General features: G+C 53.5%; 21 protein-coding genes and 1 pseudogene. 16 read left to right on the plus strand and 6 right to left on the minus strand.

The annotated features are described in order from the left end of the window. The first annotated feature begins 39 nt into the window (after positions 1 to 39). From H6F75_RS07865 to H6F75_RS07885, 5 genes are all read left to right on the plus strand, one after another. On the plus strand, positions 40 to 513 hold the full coding sequence (locus H6F75_RS07865; RefSeq protein WP_190750885.1) for a hypothetical protein: 474 nt from the start codon (positions 40 to 42) through the stop codon (positions 511 to 513). Between the two features lie 141 nt (positions 514 to 654). Further along, a complete protein-coding gene (locus H6F75_RS07870; RefSeq protein WP_190750887.1) occupies positions 655 to 1,335 on the plus strand; it encodes a glutathione S-transferase family protein in 681 nt (226 codons plus the stop codon). 107 nt (positions 1,336 to 1,442) lie between these two features. Continuing rightward, positions 1,443 to 2,093 carry a DUF924 family protein gene (locus H6F75_RS07875; protein WP_190750889.1) on the plus strand — a complete coding sequence of 217 codons (651 nt, stop codon included), beginning with the start codon at positions 1,443 to 1,445 and terminating at the stop codon, positions 2,091 to 2,093. Between the two features lie 58 nt (positions 2,094 to 2,151). Then, positions 2,152 to 2,604, plus strand: a complete 453-nt coding sequence (locus H6F75_RS07880; protein WP_190750891.1) for a hypothetical protein — start codon at positions 2,152 to 2,154, stop codon at positions 2,602 to 2,604. A gap of 360 nt (positions 2,605 to 2,964) precedes the next feature. Continuing rightward, positions 2,965 to 3,417 carry a hypothetical protein gene (locus tag H6F75_RS07885; RefSeq protein ID WP_190750893.1) on the plus strand — a complete coding sequence of 151 codons (453 nt, stop codon included), beginning with the start codon at positions 2,965 to 2,967 and terminating at the stop codon, positions 3,415 to 3,417. A gap of 74 nt (positions 3,418 to 3,491) precedes the next feature. Here the strand turns inward: H6F75_RS07885 and H6F75_RS07890 are convergent, their stop codons facing one another. Both H6F75_RS07890 and H6F75_RS28975 read right to left on the minus strand, forming a co-directional pair. Continuing rightward, complete coding sequence (locus H6F75_RS07890; protein ID WP_190750895.1) at positions 3,492 to 3,926, minus strand: hypothetical protein; 435 nt, start codon at positions 3,924 to 3,926, stop codon at positions 3,492 to 3,494. 148 nt (positions 3,927 to 4,074) lie between these two features. Then, positions 4,075 to 4,235: pseudogene (locus H6F75_RS28975) on the minus strand (hypothetical protein). 650 nt (positions 4,236 to 4,885) lie between these two features. Here H6F75_RS28975 and H6F75_RS07895 point away from each other — a divergent pair. From H6F75_RS07895 to H6F75_RS07905, 3 genes are read left to right on the plus strand one after another with little or no spacing between them, the layout of a single operon-like run. Next, complete coding sequence (locus H6F75_RS07895; protein ID WP_190750897.1) at positions 4,886 to 6,139, plus strand: sedoheptulose 7-phosphate cyclase; 1,254 nt, start codon at positions 4,886 to 4,888, stop codon at positions 6,137 to 6,139. Beyond that, positions 6,136 to 6,975, plus strand: coding sequence for a class I SAM-dependent methyltransferase (locus H6F75_RS07900; RefSeq protein ID WP_190750899.1), 840 nt, complete (start codon positions 6,136 to 6,138; stop codon positions 6,973 to 6,975). Before H6F75_RS07895 ends, H6F75_RS07900 begins: the two co-directional genes overlap by 4 nt. A 38-nt stretch (positions 6,976 to 7,013) precedes the next feature. Beyond that, positions 7,014 to 8,417: an ATP-grasp enzyme gene (locus tag H6F75_RS07905; protein WP_190750901.1), complete on the plus strand. Its 1,404-nt coding sequence runs from the start codon at positions 7,014 to 7,016 to the stop codon at positions 8,415 to 8,417. 57 nt (positions 8,418 to 8,474) lie between these two features. Here H6F75_RS07905 and H6F75_RS07910 read toward each other — a convergent pair whose 3' ends face one another. Next, positions 8,475 to 9,164, minus strand: a complete 690-nt coding sequence (locus H6F75_RS07910) for a DUF3592 domain-containing protein (RefSeq protein ID WP_190750903.1) — start codon at positions 9,162 to 9,164, stop codon at positions 8,475 to 8,477. Positions 9,165 to 9,758: 594 nt separating this feature from the next. Here H6F75_RS07910 and H6F75_RS07915 point away from each other — a divergent pair. The 4 genes from H6F75_RS07915 (at position 9,759) to H6F75_RS07930 (ending at position 13,034) form a co-directional block, all read left to right on the plus strand. After that, positions 9,759 to 10,967: a 4-hydroxy-3-methylbut-2-enyl diphosphate reductase gene (locus H6F75_RS07915; RefSeq protein ID WP_190751080.1), complete on the plus strand. Its 1,209-nt coding sequence runs from the start codon at positions 9,759 to 9,761 to the stop codon at positions 10,965 to 10,967. Between the two features lie 112 nt (positions 10,968 to 11,079). Continuing rightward, a complete protein-coding gene (locus tag H6F75_RS07920; protein ID WP_190750905.1) occupies positions 11,080 to 11,280 on the plus strand; it encodes a DUF2281 domain-containing protein in 201 nt (66 codons plus the stop codon). Then, positions 11,267 to 11,662, plus strand: a complete 396-nt coding sequence (locus tag H6F75_RS07925; RefSeq protein ID WP_190750907.1) for a type II toxin-antitoxin system death-on-curing family toxin — start codon at positions 11,267 to 11,269, stop codon at positions 11,660 to 11,662. Before H6F75_RS07920 ends, H6F75_RS07925 begins: the two co-directional genes overlap by 14 nt. Before the next feature lie 67 nt (positions 11,663 to 11,729). Beyond that, entirely contained in the window at positions 11,730 to 13,034 is a 1,305-nt protein-coding gene (locus tag H6F75_RS07930; RefSeq protein ID WP_190750909.1) for an AAA family ATPase, read from the plus strand. A 107-nt stretch (positions 13,035 to 13,141) separates the two neighbouring features. Here the strand turns inward: H6F75_RS07930 and H6F75_RS07935 are convergent, their stop codons facing one another. Together H6F75_RS07935 and nblR are read right to left on the minus strand one after the other, a co-directional pair. After that, positions 13,142 to 13,729, minus strand: coding sequence for a DUF192 domain-containing protein (locus tag H6F75_RS07935; RefSeq protein ID WP_242019796.1), 588 nt, complete (start codon positions 13,727 to 13,729; stop codon positions 13,142 to 13,144). A gap of 129 nt (positions 13,730 to 13,858) precedes the next feature. Beyond that, the gene (gene nblR, locus H6F75_RS07940) at positions 13,859 to 14,554 is read right to left on the minus strand and encodes a response regulator transcription factor NblR (RefSeq protein ID WP_190750911.1); all 696 of its coding nucleotides are present in this window, start codon (positions 14,552 to 14,554) and stop codon (positions 13,859 to 13,861) included. Positions 14,555 to 14,876: 322 nt separating this feature from the next. On the opposite strand from nblR, the gene ctpC reads away from it, so the two are divergent. Further along, a complete protein-coding gene (gene ctpC, locus H6F75_RS07945; RefSeq protein WP_190750913.1) occupies positions 14,877 to 16,175 on the plus strand; it encodes a carboxyl-terminal processing protease CtpC in 1,299 nt (432 codons plus the stop codon). A gap of 41 nt (positions 16,176 to 16,216) precedes the next feature. Here the strand turns inward: ctpC and H6F75_RS07950 are convergent, their stop codons facing one another. Further along, positions 16,217 to 16,459, minus strand: a complete 243-nt coding sequence (locus H6F75_RS07950) for a lipopolysaccharide assembly protein LapA domain-containing protein (RefSeq protein ID WP_190750915.1) — start codon at positions 16,457 to 16,459, stop codon at positions 16,217 to 16,219. A gap of 91 nt (positions 16,460 to 16,550) precedes the next feature. On the opposite strand from H6F75_RS07950, the gene rplI reads away from it, so the two are divergent. The 3 genes from rplI to H6F75_RS07965 all read left to right on the plus strand — a co-directional run bounded on the left by rplI (position 16,551) and on the right by H6F75_RS07965 (position 20,797). After that, a complete protein-coding gene (gene rplI, locus H6F75_RS07955; RefSeq protein ID WP_190750917.1) occupies positions 16,551 to 17,009 on the plus strand; it encodes a 50S ribosomal protein L9 in 459 nt (152 codons plus the stop codon). 257 nt (positions 17,010 to 17,266) lie between these two features. After that, entirely contained in the window at positions 17,267 to 19,210 is a 1,944-nt protein-coding gene (gene dnaG / locus H6F75_RS07960) for a DNA primase (protein WP_190750919.1), read from the plus strand. Positions 19,211 to 19,567: 357 nt separating this feature from the next. Then, positions 19,568 to 20,797, plus strand: a complete 1,230-nt coding sequence (locus H6F75_RS07965) for an FAD-dependent monooxygenase (RefSeq protein WP_190750921.1) — start codon at positions 19,568 to 19,570, stop codon at positions 20,795 to 20,797. Positions 20,798 to 20,867: the final 70 nt, after the last annotated feature.

Below are 20,867 nucleotides of genomic sequence, written 5' to 3' on the forward strand. Positions count from 1 at the left end.
CATCTAATCGCCGAAACCCTAACTAGGAGAGTAAATACCGTGATTCACCACATTTCAATCGATGCTCAAGAGCCTCTGCGGGTTGCTAGTGCCTTAGCCGAAATTTGGCAGGGAGAAGTCTATAAGTTTCTGGTTCCCGGTAGTTTTCTAGTCATGCCTTTTGACAACTATGGCACCCACATTGTGGTGTTTAAGCAGGGCGATGCTTGGATGCCGGGGGCTGATACTGAATCGGCCAAAGTTCGCCAAACTTCCCCCGCTCAATTTGTGGCCGCCCATGCGGCTATTTCGGTGCCCACTACCCCCGCTCAAATTGAGCAGATTGGGCAGCGCGAGGGATGGCGAGTGCTTGCTCGCATCCGGGGCGATGTTGTTCCCTTCAGCGTAGTTGAATTTTGGGCCGAAAATCGCACCCTACTTGAGTTTTTGCCGCCAGAGTTTGCGCCCCAATATGTAGAAGCTATGCGGCCCGAGTCAATTCAAAAAATGATGGGGCAACCCTTAAATCGATGATGGATCGGGCTCAGTATGCAGCCGCAAAAACCGACTAATCAAGGCCTTTATTCTCTGTAAGGCTTTTTGAAACCGAGCAGTTCTAACTATCACAGCCTTTATCTAATTGTTTACAACAGCGGAATTTTTCCTGTAACTACCATGCACAACTTATCACTAGAACTAGTCAGCCATTATTTCTGTCCTTTTGTACAACGTGCAGTCATTTTATTGCTTGAGAAAGAGATTCCTCACCAGTTAACCCACATCGATTTGATGAACAAGCCGGACTGGTTCCTTGAGATTTCTCCCTTGGGGAAAGTTCCTCTGCTAAAAGTCGGATCTGAAGTGCTATTTGAATCGTCTGTCATTTGCGAGTATTTAGACGAAGTTACGCCAGGAGCACTGCATCCACAGGATCCTCTTGAAAAGGCAAAGCATCGAGCCTGGATCGAATTTGCATCCACTACGCTCGTGGTTATGTATGACTTCTTGAATGCACCTACAAAAGAGGTCTTTGAGCAGAAACACCAAGAGCTGATGAGTAAGCTGACCTGGATTGAGAGAAACCTGGATACACCTTACTTTGGTGGCAAAAGTTTCTCACTGGTAGATGCAGCCTATGCACCCATGTTTTACTACTTCGATGCCCTTGACGAGATTGCTGACTTTGGGTTGGCAAAGGCTCCTAAGGTGAATAACTGGAGACAAAACTTACGGTCACGCCCCTCTATTCAGCGCGCTTTTGCCAAGGATTATGCTCAAAAACTGCTGATGATGCTAGATCAGCGCGACTCACATTTATCCGGACTGGCACGACATTCTAAGACCCTGAGTAAATAAACCAATTGTCCGCCGCAAAAAGTAGAGATCAGGTATAGCGCTGAGGTAGATGCCTCTGAACCAGGCGAAATATACCGTTGGCAGATCGGCAGAGAGGAATATACACAATGATTACTCAACCTTATGAATCGGTGCTTCAGTTCTGGTTTCCTGACCAGCTCAACCAGGGACAGGCCGCTATCGTTCGCCAGTGGCAGTGGTGGTTTCGAGGTGGCATGAGCGCCAGTGAGAATGAGCGGTTTTTACCGCTGCTAGAGCAGGCAATTCGAGGTAAACTTGACGGCTGGGCGGAGGAACCGCGATCGCGCCTAGCGCTCATCATTCTTCTCGACCAGTTTTCTCGAACGATCTATCAAGGCACGGCTCAAGCCTTTGCCCAAGATTCGAAGGCCTGTCTACTTGCGTTAGAAGGCATTAATGTCGGCCACTATACTGCCCTGAGAACACCTTGGGAAAAGACGTTTTTCTTGCTGCCGCTAGGTCATGCTGAAGGGTTGAAAAAATTGGATTTAGCCGTTCAATTGGCTGAGGAACTGGTGCAAGAGGCTCTACCTGAACATCGCGAACTGCTGGCATTTTCTGCCTCCCAAGCGCGCGCCCATCGAGAAGTGATTGCCCGGTTTGGACGACAGCCCCACCGCAATGCTCTGCTGGGACGCCCCTCAACTCCTGAAGAACTCGATTACTTAGCTACAGGCCAGTTGGTTCACACCCGTTCAATGCCGCCTCACCTATCTGCGCTGCTTAACGATGCATAACAGGGGAGAGCAACATTAATTACATCAATCAAAATCGTCACTACGGATACTAAATGAGATGGATTTTCCCCACAGTTTTCTACTGTTTTACGCTGTGCTCGTCTGTTATAACCTCGGCATCATCTGGTTTGGGCAGCTTGTAGTCTATCCTCTGTTCGCGAAGGTTGGCTCAGCAGACTATGTCGCATACCACAGGTTTTATTCTAGTCGAATACCGCTGCCGGTCATTCTTCCAGGTTTTGCCTGTTTGCTCTTGCCGCTCGCGCTTATTTTTCTGCGCCCCGAGTCTGTGCCATTAGTACTTGCCTTGGCCAATGCGGCCTGTAGCCTATTAGCGCTATGGGTAACGGTAGCGCTAGAGATTCCACGCCATGCTCAGCTCGAGCAAGACGGTAAGCAGATTGCAGTTATTCAAGAGTTGGTTCGCTATAACTGGCCGCGAACACTGGGTATTTCTGGTGCCGCTGGTTTCACGTTAGCCATGGTGGTAATGGCGTTCTCGCCAGCTTAATCAAACAGTAAAACCAGCTTCGCACAGTTGGAAGTCTAAGTGTTGATGCTTAAGAGAGCCCGCTCTTTAAGGGATCAGTGAATAGTTGTTCTATGGTTTAACCGTGCAACGAAAAACTCACTTCAAAATGCTAAGGGTATGTAAATAAGATTGAGGAAAGTAAGCTCGCCATCATTCTAAATCTCCTATGAATGTGAATAGCTTCACTGAATTATGGGCAACGGATGCATGAATTAAAAGTTATTTGTGTTGTCCCATGATCCTCAGATGACGATCTTTGTCGTCCCAAAACTTCCTAAAAATACCATTCAACAGATGGTTACTCTCATCAAAAAACTTTCGTTATAAAGGCTAAATACAATGGATTTTTCCCACGGTCTTTTATTGTTCTACATGGCTCTTATCTGTTACAACCTTGGCACAATCTGGTTTGTGCAGCTTGTGGTCTATCCTCTTTTTGCTAAGGTTGGCCCAGAAGACTATGTCGCATACCACAAGTTTTATTCCAGTCAAATACCGCTGCCGGTCATTATCCCAGGGTTTTCCTGCTTTCTCGTTCCCATCGCAATCATCTTTCTGCGTCCCGAGTCTGTGCCTTTGGGGCTAGCCCTGGCCAATGCTGCCTGTGGTCTTTTGGGGCTTTGGGTTACGGTAGCGTTGGAAATTCCACGCCATTTTCGGCTTGAGCGGGGCGGTAAGCAGCCTGAGGTCATTCAAGAGTTGATCGCTTACAACTGGCCGCGAACCTTCGGCATCACTGGTTCGGCTGTCTTCACTATAGCTATGCTGGTCCTGGCCTTTGCGCCAGCCTGAACGCAATCTTGCGGTTAGGTCAATCGGTCGGGTGTTGAGTGGCATAAGACCTCGGAAACTCAACACCCGCACCGCTATTTCACCGAGACGCGGCCATCGGCTTCGATCGTGATGCTGCGATCGCTCGGTTCACTAGGCGCATTGTAGAGTTCTACCCGCAGCGTATCGGGGCTGGGGCGATTGAGACGAACCCGCACGGGCAGCCGCTCCTGCGACCAAAAGAAGAACGATGGTTTGGGCTGCCCGGCCCAGTTGATCCGAGTTTCAAAGGTGTTGCCGGTGTAGAGCAGGCGGGGGCCGAGCAGGGGCGGCTGCTCCAAGCTGAGAGGACGGCTGCCGACGTTGATGACCTGTACGGTAATGCGATCGCCCGGCGTAAACTGAATTTGCCCTGACCGACAGTTGACGGTGCAGGGATCGGCTACAGCAGCGGGCACGCTCCACAGCCAGGCTGCCAGGCCAACCAAACATCCCCCAAATAAAAGACTAGACGGCAAAAGCTTCTTCACAGCAACGATCCTCACAGGAAAACGGATCTTTTGTTGTAATCGCTACCGGGGTGCGCTGGAGTCCTATCTACACATCTTGTAGGAATTGCTAGCTATAGCGAGTTAGCGCGTTAAGGAAGGTACGCCGCAGCCGCAACCTTGCGGTAATCTACTTTTTTAGGAAATCTTGCCCTTCTTCGCGGCAAGACTCAAGGCTGTGGCATTGCTTCAAACCCCTTTGCAGGCAGGTATCTCGCCGTGGAAGGTGCCGTTCTCTAGAAGCTTATAGGTGGCTTCGTGCATCGCAGTCTGAATGTAGCGGGTCAGCATAGCTTGCTGTTCTAAAACCTTGCCGCTCAGACGGCACCTCACCCTGCTTGATGGTTTTGTTTTCGCGCTGGGTGTTGCTCCGCTTAGGCAGCGGAAGCAGCGCTGCATCTACGATTTGTCCATACTTTGGCGGTATAGCCCGCCCTTTGCAGATAAGCACCAAACTGCTCGAACAACTCCTTAGCTGAGTCTTGCTGCTCCAACTGTTCTCTACCTATTGATAGAGTTCATCATTTGCGGGAGTAAATTAAGCTACGCAAAGTTTTGGTATTACTCCACGATGATTCAGCATAGAGGCATCTTTGGAATCGTGACTTTTTGGGAGTTTGCCAAGTCTATCCGAATTCGAGTTTTTATTTACTCTCAATTTGTGGCGACGGATTGGCTCTTCCAGGTATAGCTTTGTCGAAGCTTTTTACCTCAATAACCTTTGAACATCTGCTAACTGGAGAATCTGGAAGCAGCTTGTTCAGGTCGTAATTGAGTGCAATCCGCAGGGGTTTCAATGCCCCTTGTCCCGGGCCGCTTTTGGCTTAGGGCAAATCATTTATGGTGGAACGGTTTCGTGGAGATAGCCATTTTAGAGCCTTTCTGCTGATACGCCTGTGTCCGCTAGTCTTCCTAACTAAGCAAAATTTACCATTAGAGCCATGAGCAATATCCAGGCAGAGTTTTCTACTACTTCAACCGGCTTTCGAGTTGAAGGTTACGAAAAGATTGAACTTGATTTTCAGTTCGTTGAACAGTTATTCAACATTCATCAGCCCGAACTGGCAAGTTATTACACGACACTCAAGCGATGTCTTGCGATTGTGGATGATAACGTTAATCGGCTATATGGCTCACAATTGCAGCAATACTTTAAGTACTATGGAATTGATTTAACGGTCTTTCCGGTCTCTATTAAAGAGCCTGACAAGACGGTCGCAACTTGGCAGACCATTATTGATGCCTTTTGCCGATTTAATCTTTTACGCAAAGAACCTGTTTTAGTAATTGGTGGTGGTTTGGTGACAGATGTAGCCGGGTTTGCCTGTGCTGCCTATCGCCGGAGCACAAACTACATTCGGATTCCGACTACGTTAATTGGTCTGATTGATGCCGGAATTGCCATCAAAGTAGCGGTTAACCACGGCAAGCTAAAAAACCGTTTGGGGGCTTACCACGCCCCAAAGGCAACCTTTCTCAATTTTTCATTTCTGCGGACGCTGCCCGTTGATCAAATTCGCAATGGCATGGCAGAACTGGTCAAGATTGCTGTCGTCTCTAATCGGCAGGTGTTTGACCTGCTCGATCGCTACGGTGAAGAGCTGCTATACAACCATTTTGGCTACCACAATGATGATACTTCCCTGCAAAAGATTGGACATCAGGTGAACTACGAGTCGATCAAAACCATGCTGGAGCTAGAAACTCCTAATCTGCATGAGCTGATGCTCGATCGCGTGATTGCCTATGGTCATACCTGGAGTCCAACTTTAGAACTCACGCCAGAGCCACCGCTACTCCACGGTCATGCCGTCAACATTGACATGGCATTCTCCGCCACCCTTGCCGCCCGTCGGGGTTACATTACCTCGGCAGAGCGCGATCGCATTTTAGGATTAATGAGCCGTTTGGGATTAGCTCTGGATCATCCTAGTTTAGACATTGAACTGCTTTGGAAAGCCAATCAATCCATTACCCTCACCCGTGATGGTTTACTGCGGGCCGCGGTTCCCCATCCCATTGGGAAATGCCACTTCGTCAATGCTTTGACCCGTGAGGAACTGGAAGCAACCCTGGAAGAACACAAGACTCTCTGTGTCGATTATCCCCGAGCAGGGGACGGCATTGATGCCTACGTGAAGCCAGAAGAGAGCTTCGCTAAACCCGTTCCTTCTCTGGTGGGAGGTAAAGTATGAGCTTCAGCGGCACCAGTTCCACACCTCCACCCCGCCCCATTACTCCCGTAACCATTGCGGCTCACCATTTGGAGAAGGCGATCGCCCTGTTGCCCCAGGTGACAGATAACCCTGGCGATTTAAGCACCCATCTTCAAAAAGCACTGCTGCTAATCGCCGGGTTGGATGGCTATCTTGAGCGATCGACTACACCCGAATCGCCTGCTTTGACACAGATCGCCCAAAAAACCCAGCACGAACCCTGGCAGGCCAAATTTGAGGGCGGGGAAACGGAACAACAGCTAGAGCAGGAAATGCTAACCGGGCATCTAGAAGGGCAAGCCTTGAAGATGTTTGTGCGCATGACCGGGGCAAAGCGAATTCTAGATGTTGGGATGTTTACCGGATATTCTGCCCTGGCAATGGCAGAGGGCTTACCCGAGGATGGTCGTATGATTGCCTGCGAAATTGACCCCTACGCCGCCCGGTTTGCCCAGAGTTTATTTGAGCAATCGCCCCACGGGCACAAGATCGATGTCAAGTTGGGGCCTGCCTCCAACACTCTAGATCAACTGATTGCCGATCAGGCCAGCTTTGATTTTGCCTTCATTGATGCGAATAAGGCGGGCTACGTAGATTACTACGAAAAGCTGATCGGCGGCAATTTGCTTGCTCCCAACGGCTATATCTGTGCGGACAACACCCTATTTTTGGGAGAGGTTTATTTAGCAGAATCAGAGCGATCGGATACGGCTAGAGCGATCGCCCACTTCAACCAGGTCGTTGCTGACGATCCCCGCACCGAACAGGTGCTCCTCCCGGTGCGGGATGGACTCACCCTTATTCGCCGAGTTTGAGGGATGGGCTAAAGATAATGACTGAAACCTACCGATCCATGTCAACTGAAACGCTACTGCCTAAGCAGACAGACACAATATCTCCGACCAAAACCGTTACAGCAGTCCGCAATCTTCAGACCGTCGTTTGGGCAATTCTACAAAATCTCGGCGTATTGGCTTTATTGACAATCGCCCTGCCCTTCAATCTGGCGATTGTGCTTGGGTCGCTCCTCCGGAGCCGGTTGAATCGTTCTTCACCTTCGATCATTGCAGCTGAGCAGCCAAAAAGCATCTTGATTGCAGGCGGCAGAATGACCAAGGCGCTTCAGCTCGCTCGCTCATTTCATGCGGCTGGGCATCGGGCAATTTTGATTGATACAGAAAAGTTTTGGCATAGCGGCAATCAGTATTCCAACGCGGTTGCGGCGTTTTATACCGTGCCCGATCCAGCGAAAGATTTGCAGGGTTATATCGATACCCTCCAGGCGATCGCCCGTAGAGAGAAGATCGACTTGTTCATTCCCGTTGCGATCTTCTCTGTGCTTTACTACGACGGCATGACAGAGCATCCATTAGCAGACTATTGTGAGGTCTGCCATTTTGATGCCGAAACGATTCGGATGCTGGATGATAAATTTGCCTTTGCAGAACAGGCGCGATCGCTCGCTTTGAGCGTGCCAAAGTCCTATCGAATTACATCGCCAGAACAGGTCTTAAACTTCGACTTTTCTGAGGAGAAGCGAAAGTATATCCTCAAAAGCATTCCCTACGATTCTAAACATCGCCTCGACCTGACTAAACTCCCTTGTGAAACTCCGGAGGCAACGGCTGCCTTCGTGAACCGTCTGCCAATTAGCGAAGCTAAACCCTGGATTTTGCAAGAGTTCATTCCAGGGCAGGAATATTGCACCCACAGTACTGTCCGCGACGGTCGATCGACGCTCTACTGCTGCTGCGAATCCTCCGCCTTTCAAGTGAATTATCAGCAGGTTAATAAACCCGAAATCGCCGCCTGGGTCGAAAGGTTTTTGTCGGCTGTTCCAGGCTACGGTCAGGCTTCCTTTGACCTGATTCAAGCTGAAGACGGAGCGGTTTACGCGATCGAGTGCAACCCCCGCACCCACTCGGCACTCACCATGTTCTACAACCATCCCGGTGTCGCCGATGCCTACCTGAATCCCACAGCTCCCCTAGAACCCCTGCAACCGCTCACGAGCAGTAAACCTACCTACTGGCTTTACCACGAACTCTGGCGGTTAAACGAGGTGCGATCGCTCCAACAACTGCAACGCTGGCTCAGCAACATCTGGCAGGGTAAGGAAGCCATTTTCATGGTGAATGATCCCCTTCCGTTTTTGATGGTGCACCACTGGCAAATTCCCCTTCTACTGCTCGACAGTTTGAGGAAGCTGAGGAGTTGGATTCGCATTGACTTTAATATTGGAGAATTGATTGAGTAAGAATCTGCTGGTTCTAACTCAGTTTGGTAAGCGCTTCTCAAAGCTGTTCATGGCGTATCATTCTGCTAATTTGGGAAGAAACGAGAGATCAACGAAGTACTTTTTAGGATTCTCTCGCTCGATAAAGACGGTGATTGGGTCGCTCGTTATAAATTCGGATGGGTCGTACCACAGGCGGTTGCTCTCGAATATATGGATCTCTGTAGTAGACGGATTTTGCCATTGTGTTGTAATCCGGAAAGGGTGCCTTCCATTAACCGATAACGTAGTATCAATCTCTACGCTCTTAAATTTTGTCTGAATGGGAGTTCCTTGCTGCTTCAAATATTTTTCTTCACGTTCTTTCACCATGGGCACAATGAGGAGGCCAGCGCCAACTGTCGAAAATATGCTGCCTAGTGCACCTAAAATACTTGGCAAACCCCACAGTGAAAAGAATCCATTAATCTCAGCTTTCTGTGGAGTATCTGGCAGATAAAAAATCTCTACTGCTTGTCCCTTTGAGTAACTTGGCGGATTAGAGCCTGACAACGAGGTGAACTCAATTTCTTCGCCCTCTTGACTGACAAAAACCACAACAGGTTTGTACGTCACTGAATCGTCTGATTGAGATCGTATCAGCTCTATCACCGTCCCTTCTGTTTTGATGGCATCTTTGAGGAAGGTATTGGTATTTGTGTATGTGAAGAATGTGGCTGCCAACATGCCAATTCCGGTTAAAAGGAAAGGGTATCCTATTGCTTTCATCGTTTCGGCTCAACTGCGGATGATCTAGTGCTTTGGCTGGCAACCTGTGCCGGTTTGAGAGAGGCTGCCGCTATAGCTAGTAGGTGAATTTAGCGTTCCCAAAGGGTGTCATTTATCACCAGCGAGAGCACTTTCTTTTCCGCCAAAATATAACAGTCTCCGCGATCGCTTCTATGTCAACAGCGATCGCCCTATAGCCTTATAAATGTTTTAGGAATTGCTGAGGGGCGATCGCAGTACTACGTTTTACCGTCGCCAGATTGGGAGAGAAGAACCTTAATGAAGCCCGACCTACTTCTCCCGATACAAACACTCTATATATTCAACATTTATCTGGCCGATCGCCCCAGTACTAAATCAGAGGTGCTGAAGACCCTGATTATCGATTGTGACGATGAACCGGTGGGCATTACAGTCAGACCATAACTACCCCTGCCATAGACGTGAGCCTCCCAGGGGAACTGTTACCGACGTCGGCCTTAAATCTTAGATCGGCATTACAGGCATCGATTGAAATTTACTGGGCGATCGCGCTTCAAACCCCCACCCACAACCCGCTATCCTAGAACCATGCCGCAACCCGCTGAGGATTCGATGGATACTAAGGCTTTTAAGCGCTCCCTAAACCATTCCGACAAGTACTTTCGCCAGGGGTTTGGCCACGGAGACGCGGTCGCCGGGCAAATGCAGACCGAGTACAACAGCGGGCTGATCCAAGAAATTCGCGACCGCAGCTACACCCTCACTCGGGGCAACGTCACCATCAAGCTGGCCCAGTCCTTTGGCTTTTGCTGGGGGGTCGAGCGGGCCGTGGCTATGGCCTACGAAACTCGCCAGCATTTCCCCTCCGAGCGCATCTGGATCACCAACGAAATCATCCACAACCCCAGCGTCAACCAGCGCCTCAAAGACATGGCGGTGGAGTTCATTGAAGTAGTCGATGGCGAAAAAGATTTCTCTACCGTGGGTCAGGGCGACGTGGTGATTCTCCCCGCCTTTGGAGCCAGTGTGCAGGAAATGCAGCTACTTAACGACAAAGGCTGCACCATCGTTGACACCACCTGCCCCTGGGTCTCTAAGGTGTGGAATACGGTCGAAAAGCATAAGAAACGCGACCACACCTCGATTATTCACGGCAAGTACAACCACGAAGAAACCGTGGCCACCAGCTCCTTTGCGGGCAAGTACCTGGTGGTGCTGAATCTAGATCAGGCAAACTACGTGGCCGACTACATTCTCAACGGCGGCGACAAGGCCGAGTTTATGTCCAAGTTTGGCAACGCCTGCTCTGCCGGGTTTGACCCCGATGCCGACCTCGATCGCATCGGCGTCGCCAACCAGACCACCATGCTCAAGGGCGAAACTGAGCAAATCGGCAAACTCTTCGAGCACACTATATTGAAGAAATTTGGCCCCCAGGCCCTCAACGACCACTTTCTCAGCTTCAACACTATCTGCGACGCCACCCAAGAGCGCCAAGACGCCATGTTTGAGCTGGTGGATGAAAAGCTGGATTTGATGGTGGTGATTGGTGGCTACAACTCGTCAAACACCACCCACCTGCAAGAGATTGCAATCGATCGCAGCATTCCCTCGTACCACATAGACAGCGCCAGCCGCATTGGCCCCGGCAACCGCATCGAGCACAAACCCCTCCACGGTGACCTGACGGTGACAGAGAACTGGCTGCCCGATGGCCCCATTACCGTGGGTGTCACCTCTGGAGCTTCGACCCCCGATCGCTCGGTGGAAGAAACCATCGCGCATATCTTTGCCATCAAAGCCGACATGGCGGTGGTTTAGGAAAACTTAGTAAATCACAAATCCCCGCAGCCCTCTCCCCCAGCCCCTCTCCCAGGGGGAGAGGGGAGTCGGAACCAAACTTCGAAGTCCCTATAGGTTGGAGGCCAGAGCCATGACCACCGCCGCTACTACCCTTAAAGACAAAATTCTAGAAGCGATCGACCCTCTGCCCGTAGAAACGCTGGCTGAAATTTTGGCCTACGTGCAGGGGTTAAGAGACGAGAACGTGGCATCCCAAGACGAGGTTTGGCAAGCCTATTTAGAGTCTGAGCAAGAACGCGAAGAGGTCTATCGTCGCCTTGCCGACTCCTAGGTTTTTAGATGCAGAAGCCGTTTTGAGGCTTCATGCTAGGCAGATCGAGCGGTTTGGGGGTACCACTGGCGTGCGAGATGCCGGGCTGCTAGATTCCGCTCTGGCTCAACCCCAGGCTACCTTTGGCGGCGAGCTACTGCATCCGACCCTAGCGGAGCAGGCGGCAGCCTATCTATATCATTTATCGAAAAATCATCCTTTTGTGGATGGCAACAAGCGCACGGCTTTTGCGGTGATGGACACCTTTCTGCGGGTGAATAGGAAACGCTTGCTGTTGACGAATGACGACGCCTACGATTTGGTGATGCAGGTTGCCCAGGGCCAGCTCGATAAACCTGAGTTGGCCAGCCTCATTGCAGCTGCTATCCGAAGCTTGCCCTAGGATGAAGTCTCCCCTGTCTGAACCTGTGAATCAGGCTAATCTGAGATAGAACATCTGTTCGCTACTCATGGCTGTATCCCCGCCCAAATCTGCTAACGCTGACCTGGCGCTCACCACCGAGCAAGAGGTCGCTCTGGAGGCGCTGGACGCCTTTGTGCAGGGCACCGAGAAGCTGTATCTGCTAACAGGCTACGCGGGCACGGGCAAAACCACGCTGCTTCAGGTGTTTGTGAATGGGCTGCGCGATCGCGGTGACGATCGCCCCATTGTGCTCAGTGCCTTTAGCAACAAAGCCACCAAAGTATTGGCGGCGATGGCGGCCCAGTGGCGGCTAGACATTGACGCTATGACTTGCTGCAAGCTGCTGGGCCTGCGCCCGGTGATCGACGAAGAAAATGGCAAGCAGGTGTTTGCGATCGATCGCCAACAGGCCAGCCAGATCGATCGCTACCGCCTGGTGATCATCGATGAATGCTCGATGATCAACCAGGAACTGTGGGAGCTGCTGGTGAATGCCGTATCAAACCTGTATCGGGGCACCCAGATTCTATTTGTGGGCGATTCAGCTCAGCTGCCGCCGGTCAACGAGCCCGAGTCGGCCTGCTTTCGCCAGATTATTCACCGATCGCAGCTCACCGAGGTGGTGCGCTATGGCGGGGCGATCGGCGTCATTGCCGAAGACATTCGCCGCAACCTGGAGCGCGATGCCCTGCCCCAGTTTGCCAACGACACTAATGCCGACAACACCGAAGGCTGCTTTGTGCTGCCTCGCACGGCGTGGCACGACCTGTTGATTCGCGCCTTTACCAGCTCTGCCTACCAGAAAAACCCCGACCAGGTGCGCGCCTTAGCCTACACCAACCGTCGGGTGGCCCAGCTCAACCACACCATTCGAGCCGCCATCTATGGTCCCAACGCCAAGCGGTTTGTGCCCGGTGAGCGACTGATTGCCATTAATCCCTGTTTAGAAAAAGAGGCGATCGTGCTGCCCACCTCGGCTGAGTGTGAGGTGCTCAACATTGCCCGAGGTCGCGAGGGTGAATGGCCTCTATGGATGCTCGAAGTTGAAACCGAAACCGGCGACTACAAAACATTGCAGGTGCTGCATGAGTCGGGCCAGGCTGAGTTCAAAACCCGGCTCGACTTTCTCGCCAAAGAAAAGCGTTGGATGGAATTTTGGGATTTGCAGCAGCGCTTCCACGCTGTTGACTATGCCTATAGCCTAACCATCCACAAAAGCCAGGGGTCAACCTTTCAGGATGTGTTTGTGGACGTGCCATCGATGGTGGCCAACCGCAATGCGATCGAGCGCAACCAGCTCTGCTACGTCGCCTTCACCCGCGCCGCCAAACGGCTGTTTTTGTATCAGTAATCCCAACGTAGGGATGCCTCAACGGTGCGTTACGGCCTAGCGCAGCAGACTTTTGAGCCCAAACGGTTCTGCAGCCTAACAGCACCCTATCCATCCACCCATCTACCCTATTGCCCTAACTCCCTAATCACAACCTCATCCCCCACGGCTAAACCCAGCTCGGCAGCGCGCCCGGCCCGCAGCTCAATCACCTGATCCACCAGCTGGCTGCCGGGGCCATAGGTCGGGCAAGGGTCAGCCGTGCAGGGGGGAGCCTCCGCGAGCCCCACGATCTGCCCCTGGTGGACAAACACCATATCCAGCGCCACCGGCACATTCTTCATCCAAAAACTCACCGGGCGCGATCGCCCCATGGGAAACAGCATGCCGCGATCGTCGGGCAGCGCGTCGCGATACATCAGCCCCAGAGCCTGCTGCTGGGGGGTAGTCGCCACTTCTAGAAAGATCTCTTCGTCGCCCAGGGTCGTTACCGCTGTGACGGCAAGCTGTTGGCCGCGAGGGTCAACCATAGGGATTTCAGTAGCAGTCGGCGTCGATGGGGCATCGTCGGAGGTGGACGGGGGCTCAGTCACAGAGGGGGTTGGCCCGCACCCGGCTCCCAACACCAGAGCGCTGAGCACCAGGCTCAAGGCCATGCCCTGCCTCAGCCAAAGATAGAGCCGTTGGGGAGCCAAACCAGCAAAACGATAGGACATGGAGAAACCAGGGAAAGCAACGGTGGGCACCCAACCAGGGCGTTAATATTCTAGTCGTTCACCCCGTAGATGTTTTCCCTCACCCATCCACCCGCCTACCCGTCACCCGCCTACCCACTCACCCACCGCCTAACTCTCCCTCAACACATACCCCACGCCCCGCACGGTCTGAATTAGGCGCTTGTCGTCTTCGCCGTCAATTTTGAGGCGCAGATAGCGCACGTAGACCTCAATGACGTTCGACTCGCCCACAAAGTCGTAGCCCCAAACATTCTCAAGAATTTGCTCGCGGGGCAGCACCTCGCGGGGGTGTTCCATCATGTATTTGAGCAGCTCAAACTCTTTCATGGTCAGCTCGATGATGCGATCGCCCCGCAGCGCCTGGCGATTGTCCAAATCCAGCGTCAGGTCGCCAAAGCGCAGGTGCTCGACCTCCCCTGGGGCCGACTGTAGGTAAAGCTGCACAATTTTTAAGAAGGCGTCGGCCCGGTAGGGTTTGAGAAAGTAGTCATCGGCGCCGCATTCGAGGCAGGCTACCCGGTCTTCAAGGCTATCTTTAGCCATCAGCAGCACAATCGGCGACTTGATGCCCTGGTTGCGCAAGGTTTGGCAGAGCACCAGCCCCGACTCGCCCCCTAGCAAGCGATCGACCACAATCAACGCCGGCTGGCTCTCAGTCGCTAGGGCCAGCCCCGCTTTAGCACTGCTGGCCACTACGGGGTGATAGCCAGACTCTTGGAGGTCAAACTCCATCTGGCGGGTTTGGCCCTCGTTGGTGCCCACCAGCAAAATGTGGGTGCCCTGATCGGCGATAGATGTGCCCATAGGATTTAAACGTCTCAACGCCTGGGGCTTGGATCAGCGGTTCATCGAGTTAGCGTTTTACAGACAGTGCTGCAAAGGATCGCGACTGATTATAGCGCGGCACTCTAGGCGGCACGGTGTTTGGAGTAATCACTGCTGCTGCCGCTAGACCGATTACCGCTGAAAAATAGTATTAAGCCCCTATTTTTTCCCAATTTTCACCCTCTAAGTGCCTATTGTTACCGTTAGTAACGGAGGCAAAATCCCTCACAAAATCTTCCCCTTGCTTCTCAATTGTGTGTGTTAGATTGGGCGTAATTTGCTGCTAGAACCTATATCACACATGACATTTGCAAAGCGCGGACTGATTCTAGGTGCCACGGCCGTTGCTGTGGCGGCGGTAACTGTAACCGGCGCTGGGATTCACCTATCCCAAAGCAAAGCTTTCTTTGAAGAAAGCCCTAAGGAACTAATTGATCAAGTTTGGCAGCTGATTGACCGCAATTTCGTCGATGCCACCTTTAACCAAGTCGATTGGGATGCGGTGCGGACAGACTACCTGGGGCGGAACTATGCCGACCAGGAAGAAGCCTATGGCGCCATCCGCGAGATGCTAGAAAAGCTAGAGGATCCCTACACCCGCTTCATGGATCCTGAAGAGTTTCGCAGCATGCAGATTGACACCTCCGGCGAACTCACCGGGGTCGGTATTCAAATCTCTCAGGATGAAGAAAGCAAAGAAATAGTCGTCGTGGCTCCCATCGAAGACACCCCAGCCTTTGATGCGGGCATTCGTCCCAAGGACGTGATTTTGGCCATCGATGGCGAATCTACTGAGGGCATGGAGCTCAACGACGCAGTCAGCAAAATTCGTGGCACCGTTGGCTCTGAGGTCAGCCTCACTGTTCGCCGGGGTGAAGAAGAACTGGATTTCTCTATGGTGCGCGCCCGCATCGAAATTCATCCGGTGCGCTACAACGTGCAGGCTGGTCCTGAGGGTCAGGTGGGCTACATTCGCCTTAACCAATTCAGTGCCAACGCCGCCGAAGAAATGGGCGCCGCCATTGAAGATCTTGAAGGTCAGGGGGTAACGGGCTATGTGCTCGACCTGCGCTCGAACCCCGGTGGGCTGCTGTACTCCAGCATTGACATCGCCCGTATGTGGATTGACAGCGGCATTATTGTGTCTACGGTCAATCGTCAGGGAGTGGCTGACGAAGAAACAGCCAATAGCCGTGCCCTGACCGATAAACCTCTCGTGGTGCTGGTTGATGGCGGTTCGGCCAGCGCTAGCGAAATTTTGTCAGGGGCCCTGAGGGATAACGAGCGAGCTATTTTGGTGGGCACGCGCACCTTTGGTAAAGGCCTAGTGCAGTCGGTGCGCAGCCTAGGCGATGGCTCCGGGGTGGCGATTACGGTGGCAAAATACCTCACCCCTGATGGCACCGACATCAATAAGCACGGCATTGAGCCCGATATTTCAATTGAGCTGACCGAAGAACAGCAGGAAGAACTCTCGACCAATCGTGAGGCTATTGGCACCGATGCCGACCCTCAATATGCGGCGGCCTTGGAAGCGTTAAGCACCGAAATTAAGGAAGCTCGCGCTGGCGACAGCGTCACGACGGCACCGGGCAACTAGCCAAACAACCGGTTGACAACTCAACTACGCAAAGGTCTGGGCTACGGCTCAGACCTTTTTTGACGGCGAGGTGCTCGCAGGGGATTTCCGCCCAGCACCAGCAGTACCAGGGCGGCAGCTAGCATACCGGCAGCGACACAAAAGGCCAGCAGCACCCCAAAGGGAATGGCGATCGATTGCAGGGTCAGCAATTGAATGGAGACGGGGGTGGCGTTTTGCACGGCGATGATGGCGATCGCAATCACCCAGACCGCCGGTACCAGGGCAAACATAAATCTAATCATGGGCCAGGATAGGTTGTGGGGCGACAGGGAAGGGTTGCCAAGAGACAACGCCTTTGGGTAGTATAGTCAACTGGGCTATACGAGAAAAATCATGGCAAAACGGGTACAGGTAGTTCTCACAGAAGATGTTCGCAAGCTGGGCTACAACGGCGACTTGGTAGATGTGGCCCCTGGCTATGCACGTAATTATCTTATCCCCAACGGGAAAGCGGTGCGCACTACCCCCGGCGTGCTGAAGCAGGTGGAGCGTCGGCGCGAGGCGCAAAAGCAGCGGCTGCTAGAGATTAAGCAAGAGGCTGAAGCGACTAAGACAGCGCTGACAACCATCGGCATGTTCACCATTCAAAAGCCCGTGGGCGAAAACGAAGCCATCTTTGGTACCGTCACCTCTGGCGATGTGGCTGACGTGATCAAGTCGCTGGCGGACAAAGAAGTCGATCGCCGCGATATTTCGCTACCCGACATCAACAAGCTGGGCGAATACCAGGCCGAGGTGAAGCTACATCCTGAAGTGACTGCTGTCGTCAACCTGCGGGTAGTTGCCGAATAAACCGCGCTGATCTCCTGCTTGGCAGACTACAGGACATACAGTATTGAATCAAAATCGCCGTTGGGGACGCTTAAACGCCTCCAGCGGCGATTTTTTGTTAACAGGGTAGCTGCGGCCGACCTAAATTTTCCTGTCATAAATTAGAAGTACTACCAAGCAAATGGTTGATGGCTGATTTCTGAACACCATGGGCTACAATCAAGCCACGACCCAACATGTAGTGGTCCTCCTCCCGGCCACCGCGCAGTCTCAACACTATGGATACCCCTCGCCTCCACCCCGACACTATCGAAGCTGTGCGCGATCGCGCCGATATTGTCGATGTGGTCTCCCAGCATGTGGTGCTGAAAAAGCAGGGCAAAGATTTTGTTGGCCTCTGTCCCTTCCACGAAGATAAGTCGCCCAGCTTTAGCGTCAGCCCCGGTAAGCAGTTTTACTATTGCTTTTCCTGCGGGGCGGGGGGCAATGCCTTTAAGTTCTTGATGGAGTTGAACAAGCGCTCCTTTGCCGATGTGGTGCTCGATCTAGCCCAGCGCTACCAGGTGCCGGTCACCACCCTGGAACCCGCAAAACGCCAAGAGCTTCAGCGGCAGCTCACCCTGCGGGAGCAGCTCTACGAAATTTTGGCGCTGACGGCTAGATTTTATGAGCACGCCCTCCAGCAGATCGACGGGGCCACGGCCCTGGCCTACCTCTACGAGCGGGGCCTGAATGACGCTACCATTCAGCAGTTTCAGCTGGGGTTTGCGCCGGGGGGGTGGCAGACCCTCTACGGCTACCTGATTGAGCAAAAGCACTACCCCGTCGAGCTAGTGGAAAAGGCGGGGCTGATTGTGCCTCGCCAAAAGGGGGATGGTTACTACGATCGCTTCCGCGATCGCCTGATGATTCCCATTCGCGATGGGCAGAGCCGAGTGATTGGCTTTGGCGGCCGCGCCCTGGGCGACGAAAAGCCTAAATACCTCAACTCGCCCGATACTGAGCTGTTTGACAAGGGCAAGACCCTGTATGGACTGGATTTGGCTCGGGCGGCGATCGCCAAAGACGACTGCGCTATTGTTGTCGAAGGCTACTTTGACGTTATTGCCCTCCACGCTGCTGGGCTAGAAAACTCTGTCGCTGCCCTGGGCACGGCCCTGAATGCAGCCCAGGTGCGCCAACTGCTGCGCTACACCGAGTCCAAGCAAATTTTGCTCAACTTTGACGCCGATGCTGCCGGAGTCAAGGCCGCTCAACGGGCGATCGGCGAAGTTGAGGAGATGGCCTACCGGGGCGACGTGCAGCTGCGGGTGCTCAACATTCCCGACGGCAAGGATCCCGACGAGTTTTTGCGGCACCACAGCGCCGCTGCCTACCGAGATCTGATTGAGGCCGCCCCGCTCTGGATTGACTGGCAGATCAACAACCTAATTGGTGGCAAAGATCTGCGTCAGGCCGACCAGTTTCAGCAGACCAGCCAGGCGGTGGTCAAGTTGCTCAGCGACATTGCTAACGCCGACACTCGCACCCACTATGTGCGCTACTGTGCCGAAATCTTTAGCAACGGCGACAGCCGCCTGGTGCCCTTACTCGCTGAAAACCTTGTCACCCAGGTGCGTCGTCAGCGTCGCACCACCTCCTCGGAAGCCCCCCAGCGATCGGCTCCGGCCACCACCCCTAGCGCCAGTTCCCTAGAACAGGCCGAGGCTGCCATCTTGCGTATTTTTCTCCATGATGCGGCCTACCGCGACGAAATTCGTCAGGTGCTCGAAGACCGCGACCTGCAATTTAGCTACTCTCACCACCGGGCCCTGTGGCGTCAGATGCAGCGACTGCTCGCTGAAGTTGACGATCCCAGAGTTGATCTGGTCAACCTATTACGCAATCAACTCGCCGATACTGGCCTGGCCACCACGCCCCTACAAGCCCTGCTGCACCTCAGCGAAAAGACCAAACGCGACGTAATCCGTGCCTCCCTAATCGTTCGTGCTGCCGCCGCCTGCATGGAAAAGAACCTCTGCGAAAAGCGCTACCGCCACTTTCTCGCCCTATGGGAAAAGACTGACTGCACCACCGCCCCCGAGCAGTTCGCTGAATACCAGCGCCAAATTTACGCCGAAAAACGCCGGATTGAAGCTTTAGAGAAAGATCGCCAGGTCAGCTTTGAAGACTTAGCCACTATGCCCTGGATCGGTGAGCAATACGATTCTCTCGATCGGTAGCCCCAGGGTTGATGGTGGGCAGTGCCCACCCTACAGTGCTTCAAGCCGAGTGATGTGAAACGACAGGGTTTGTGCTTTCCCTAAGCCCGTCGGCAGAACAGGGGTTTAAACCGATGGTCGGCCAATCTTTTCCGTGAGGACAAGGACGACGGAACGTCCTTGTCGTAGGCCGAAGGGCGCGCGAAGCTGGCGGTCTGGGGCCATTTCGCTGGCCCCAGCGGCAGATCTGGCTTTGAACCCAATTGTGCGCTGCTACCACTACGCGATCGCCCAAGTCCAGCGGTGAGCATTGCCCACCCTACGCCTACTCGCCGCCGAGCGCTATCCTAAACAGAGTTTCTGATAAACAGCACACCCATGCCCAAAGTGGTCATTGCTGGTGCTGGCCCCACTGGAACGACCTTGGCCCTCCTCTTGGCTCGGCAAGGCATCCCCGTCACCCTGGTGGAAGCCGCCCGCGACTTTCAGCGCCAGTTTCGCGGCGAGGGGCTAATGCCCAGCGGCCTCGATGCTCTCACCCAAATGGGCCTAGATTCACTGCTACAGACAGTTCCCCATCGCCCCCTCAGCGCTTGGGAATTTTGGCTCAACGATCGCCGCCTGTTTCGCGCCGACGAGCCTTTAGGTTCAGCCCGCCCCTGCACCCTAGTTTCTCAACCGCCACTGCTAGAAGCCCTAGTGCAGACCGCCCAACGCGAGCCCAATTTCGAGTGGATATCCGGAACAGCGGTCAAGGATCTGCTCTGGCAAACCGTCGGCGAAGCTTCCCAAAGCGGAAATCGTGTCACCGGCATCCAACTCGCCGATGGCCGCACTATAGATGCTGACCTGATAATTGGAGCTGATGGTCGCGCCTCCGCAATTCGCCAAAAAGCCGGGCTTACCCTAGAAACCCAGCCTAAAAGTATCGATGTGCTCTGGTTTAAGTTGCCAGCACCGCTCGGCTATGAGGCCGACAATCGCTTCTGCACTGTGGTGAAAAAGGGACGAGTCTTCAGCCTCTTTCACGGAGCAGAAGAGGGCAAACTGCACCTGGCCTGGGCGATCGCACCCAACGAACCCACCGAGCAAAAAGATTGGGCCAAGACCTTTGCCGCCCTCGTACCGCCCGAGTTCGTAGAACACTTTCAATCCGCAAAAGACAACATCTCGCCCCCTATGCGCCTCTCAGTGCTGGTCGGGCGCTGCCCCCGCTGGCACCGCCCGGGCCTACTGCTGCTGGGCGACGCCGCTCACCCCATGTCGCCCGTGCGTGCCCAGGGCATTAATTTGGCGCTCAGGGATGCGATCGCAGCCGCCAACCACCTAATCCCGGTACTCAGAACCGCCGATGCGTCAGCACCAGACCCCATCGCTCTCGATCGCGCTTTAGCCTGCATCCAAGCCGAGCGCGAGCCTGAAATCATTCAGGCCCAAAAGCTTCAGGCCCACGAAGCCAGCCGGGGAGAACTACTGCGCCGCTTTGGAGTTTTACGTCAGGGGCTCAGCACCTTCTCCCCCATCCTTGGCCCTGTGGTCAAACAAGTCTGGACCCAGCAACAGCGACCACTGCGCGAGGGAATGACCACAGTGCGGCTACAAGCCTAGCGAAACCCCACTGCCTCCAACAAGATTGGAAGGGAGTTGCTGCGATCGCCCCAGCAATTTGCAAAAGCCC

It is taken from the genome of Nodosilinea sp. FACHB-131 (assembly GCF_014695395.1).
Classification (GTDB): domain Bacteria; phylum Cyanobacteriota; class Cyanobacteriia; order Phormidesmidales; family Phormidesmidaceae; genus Nodosilinea.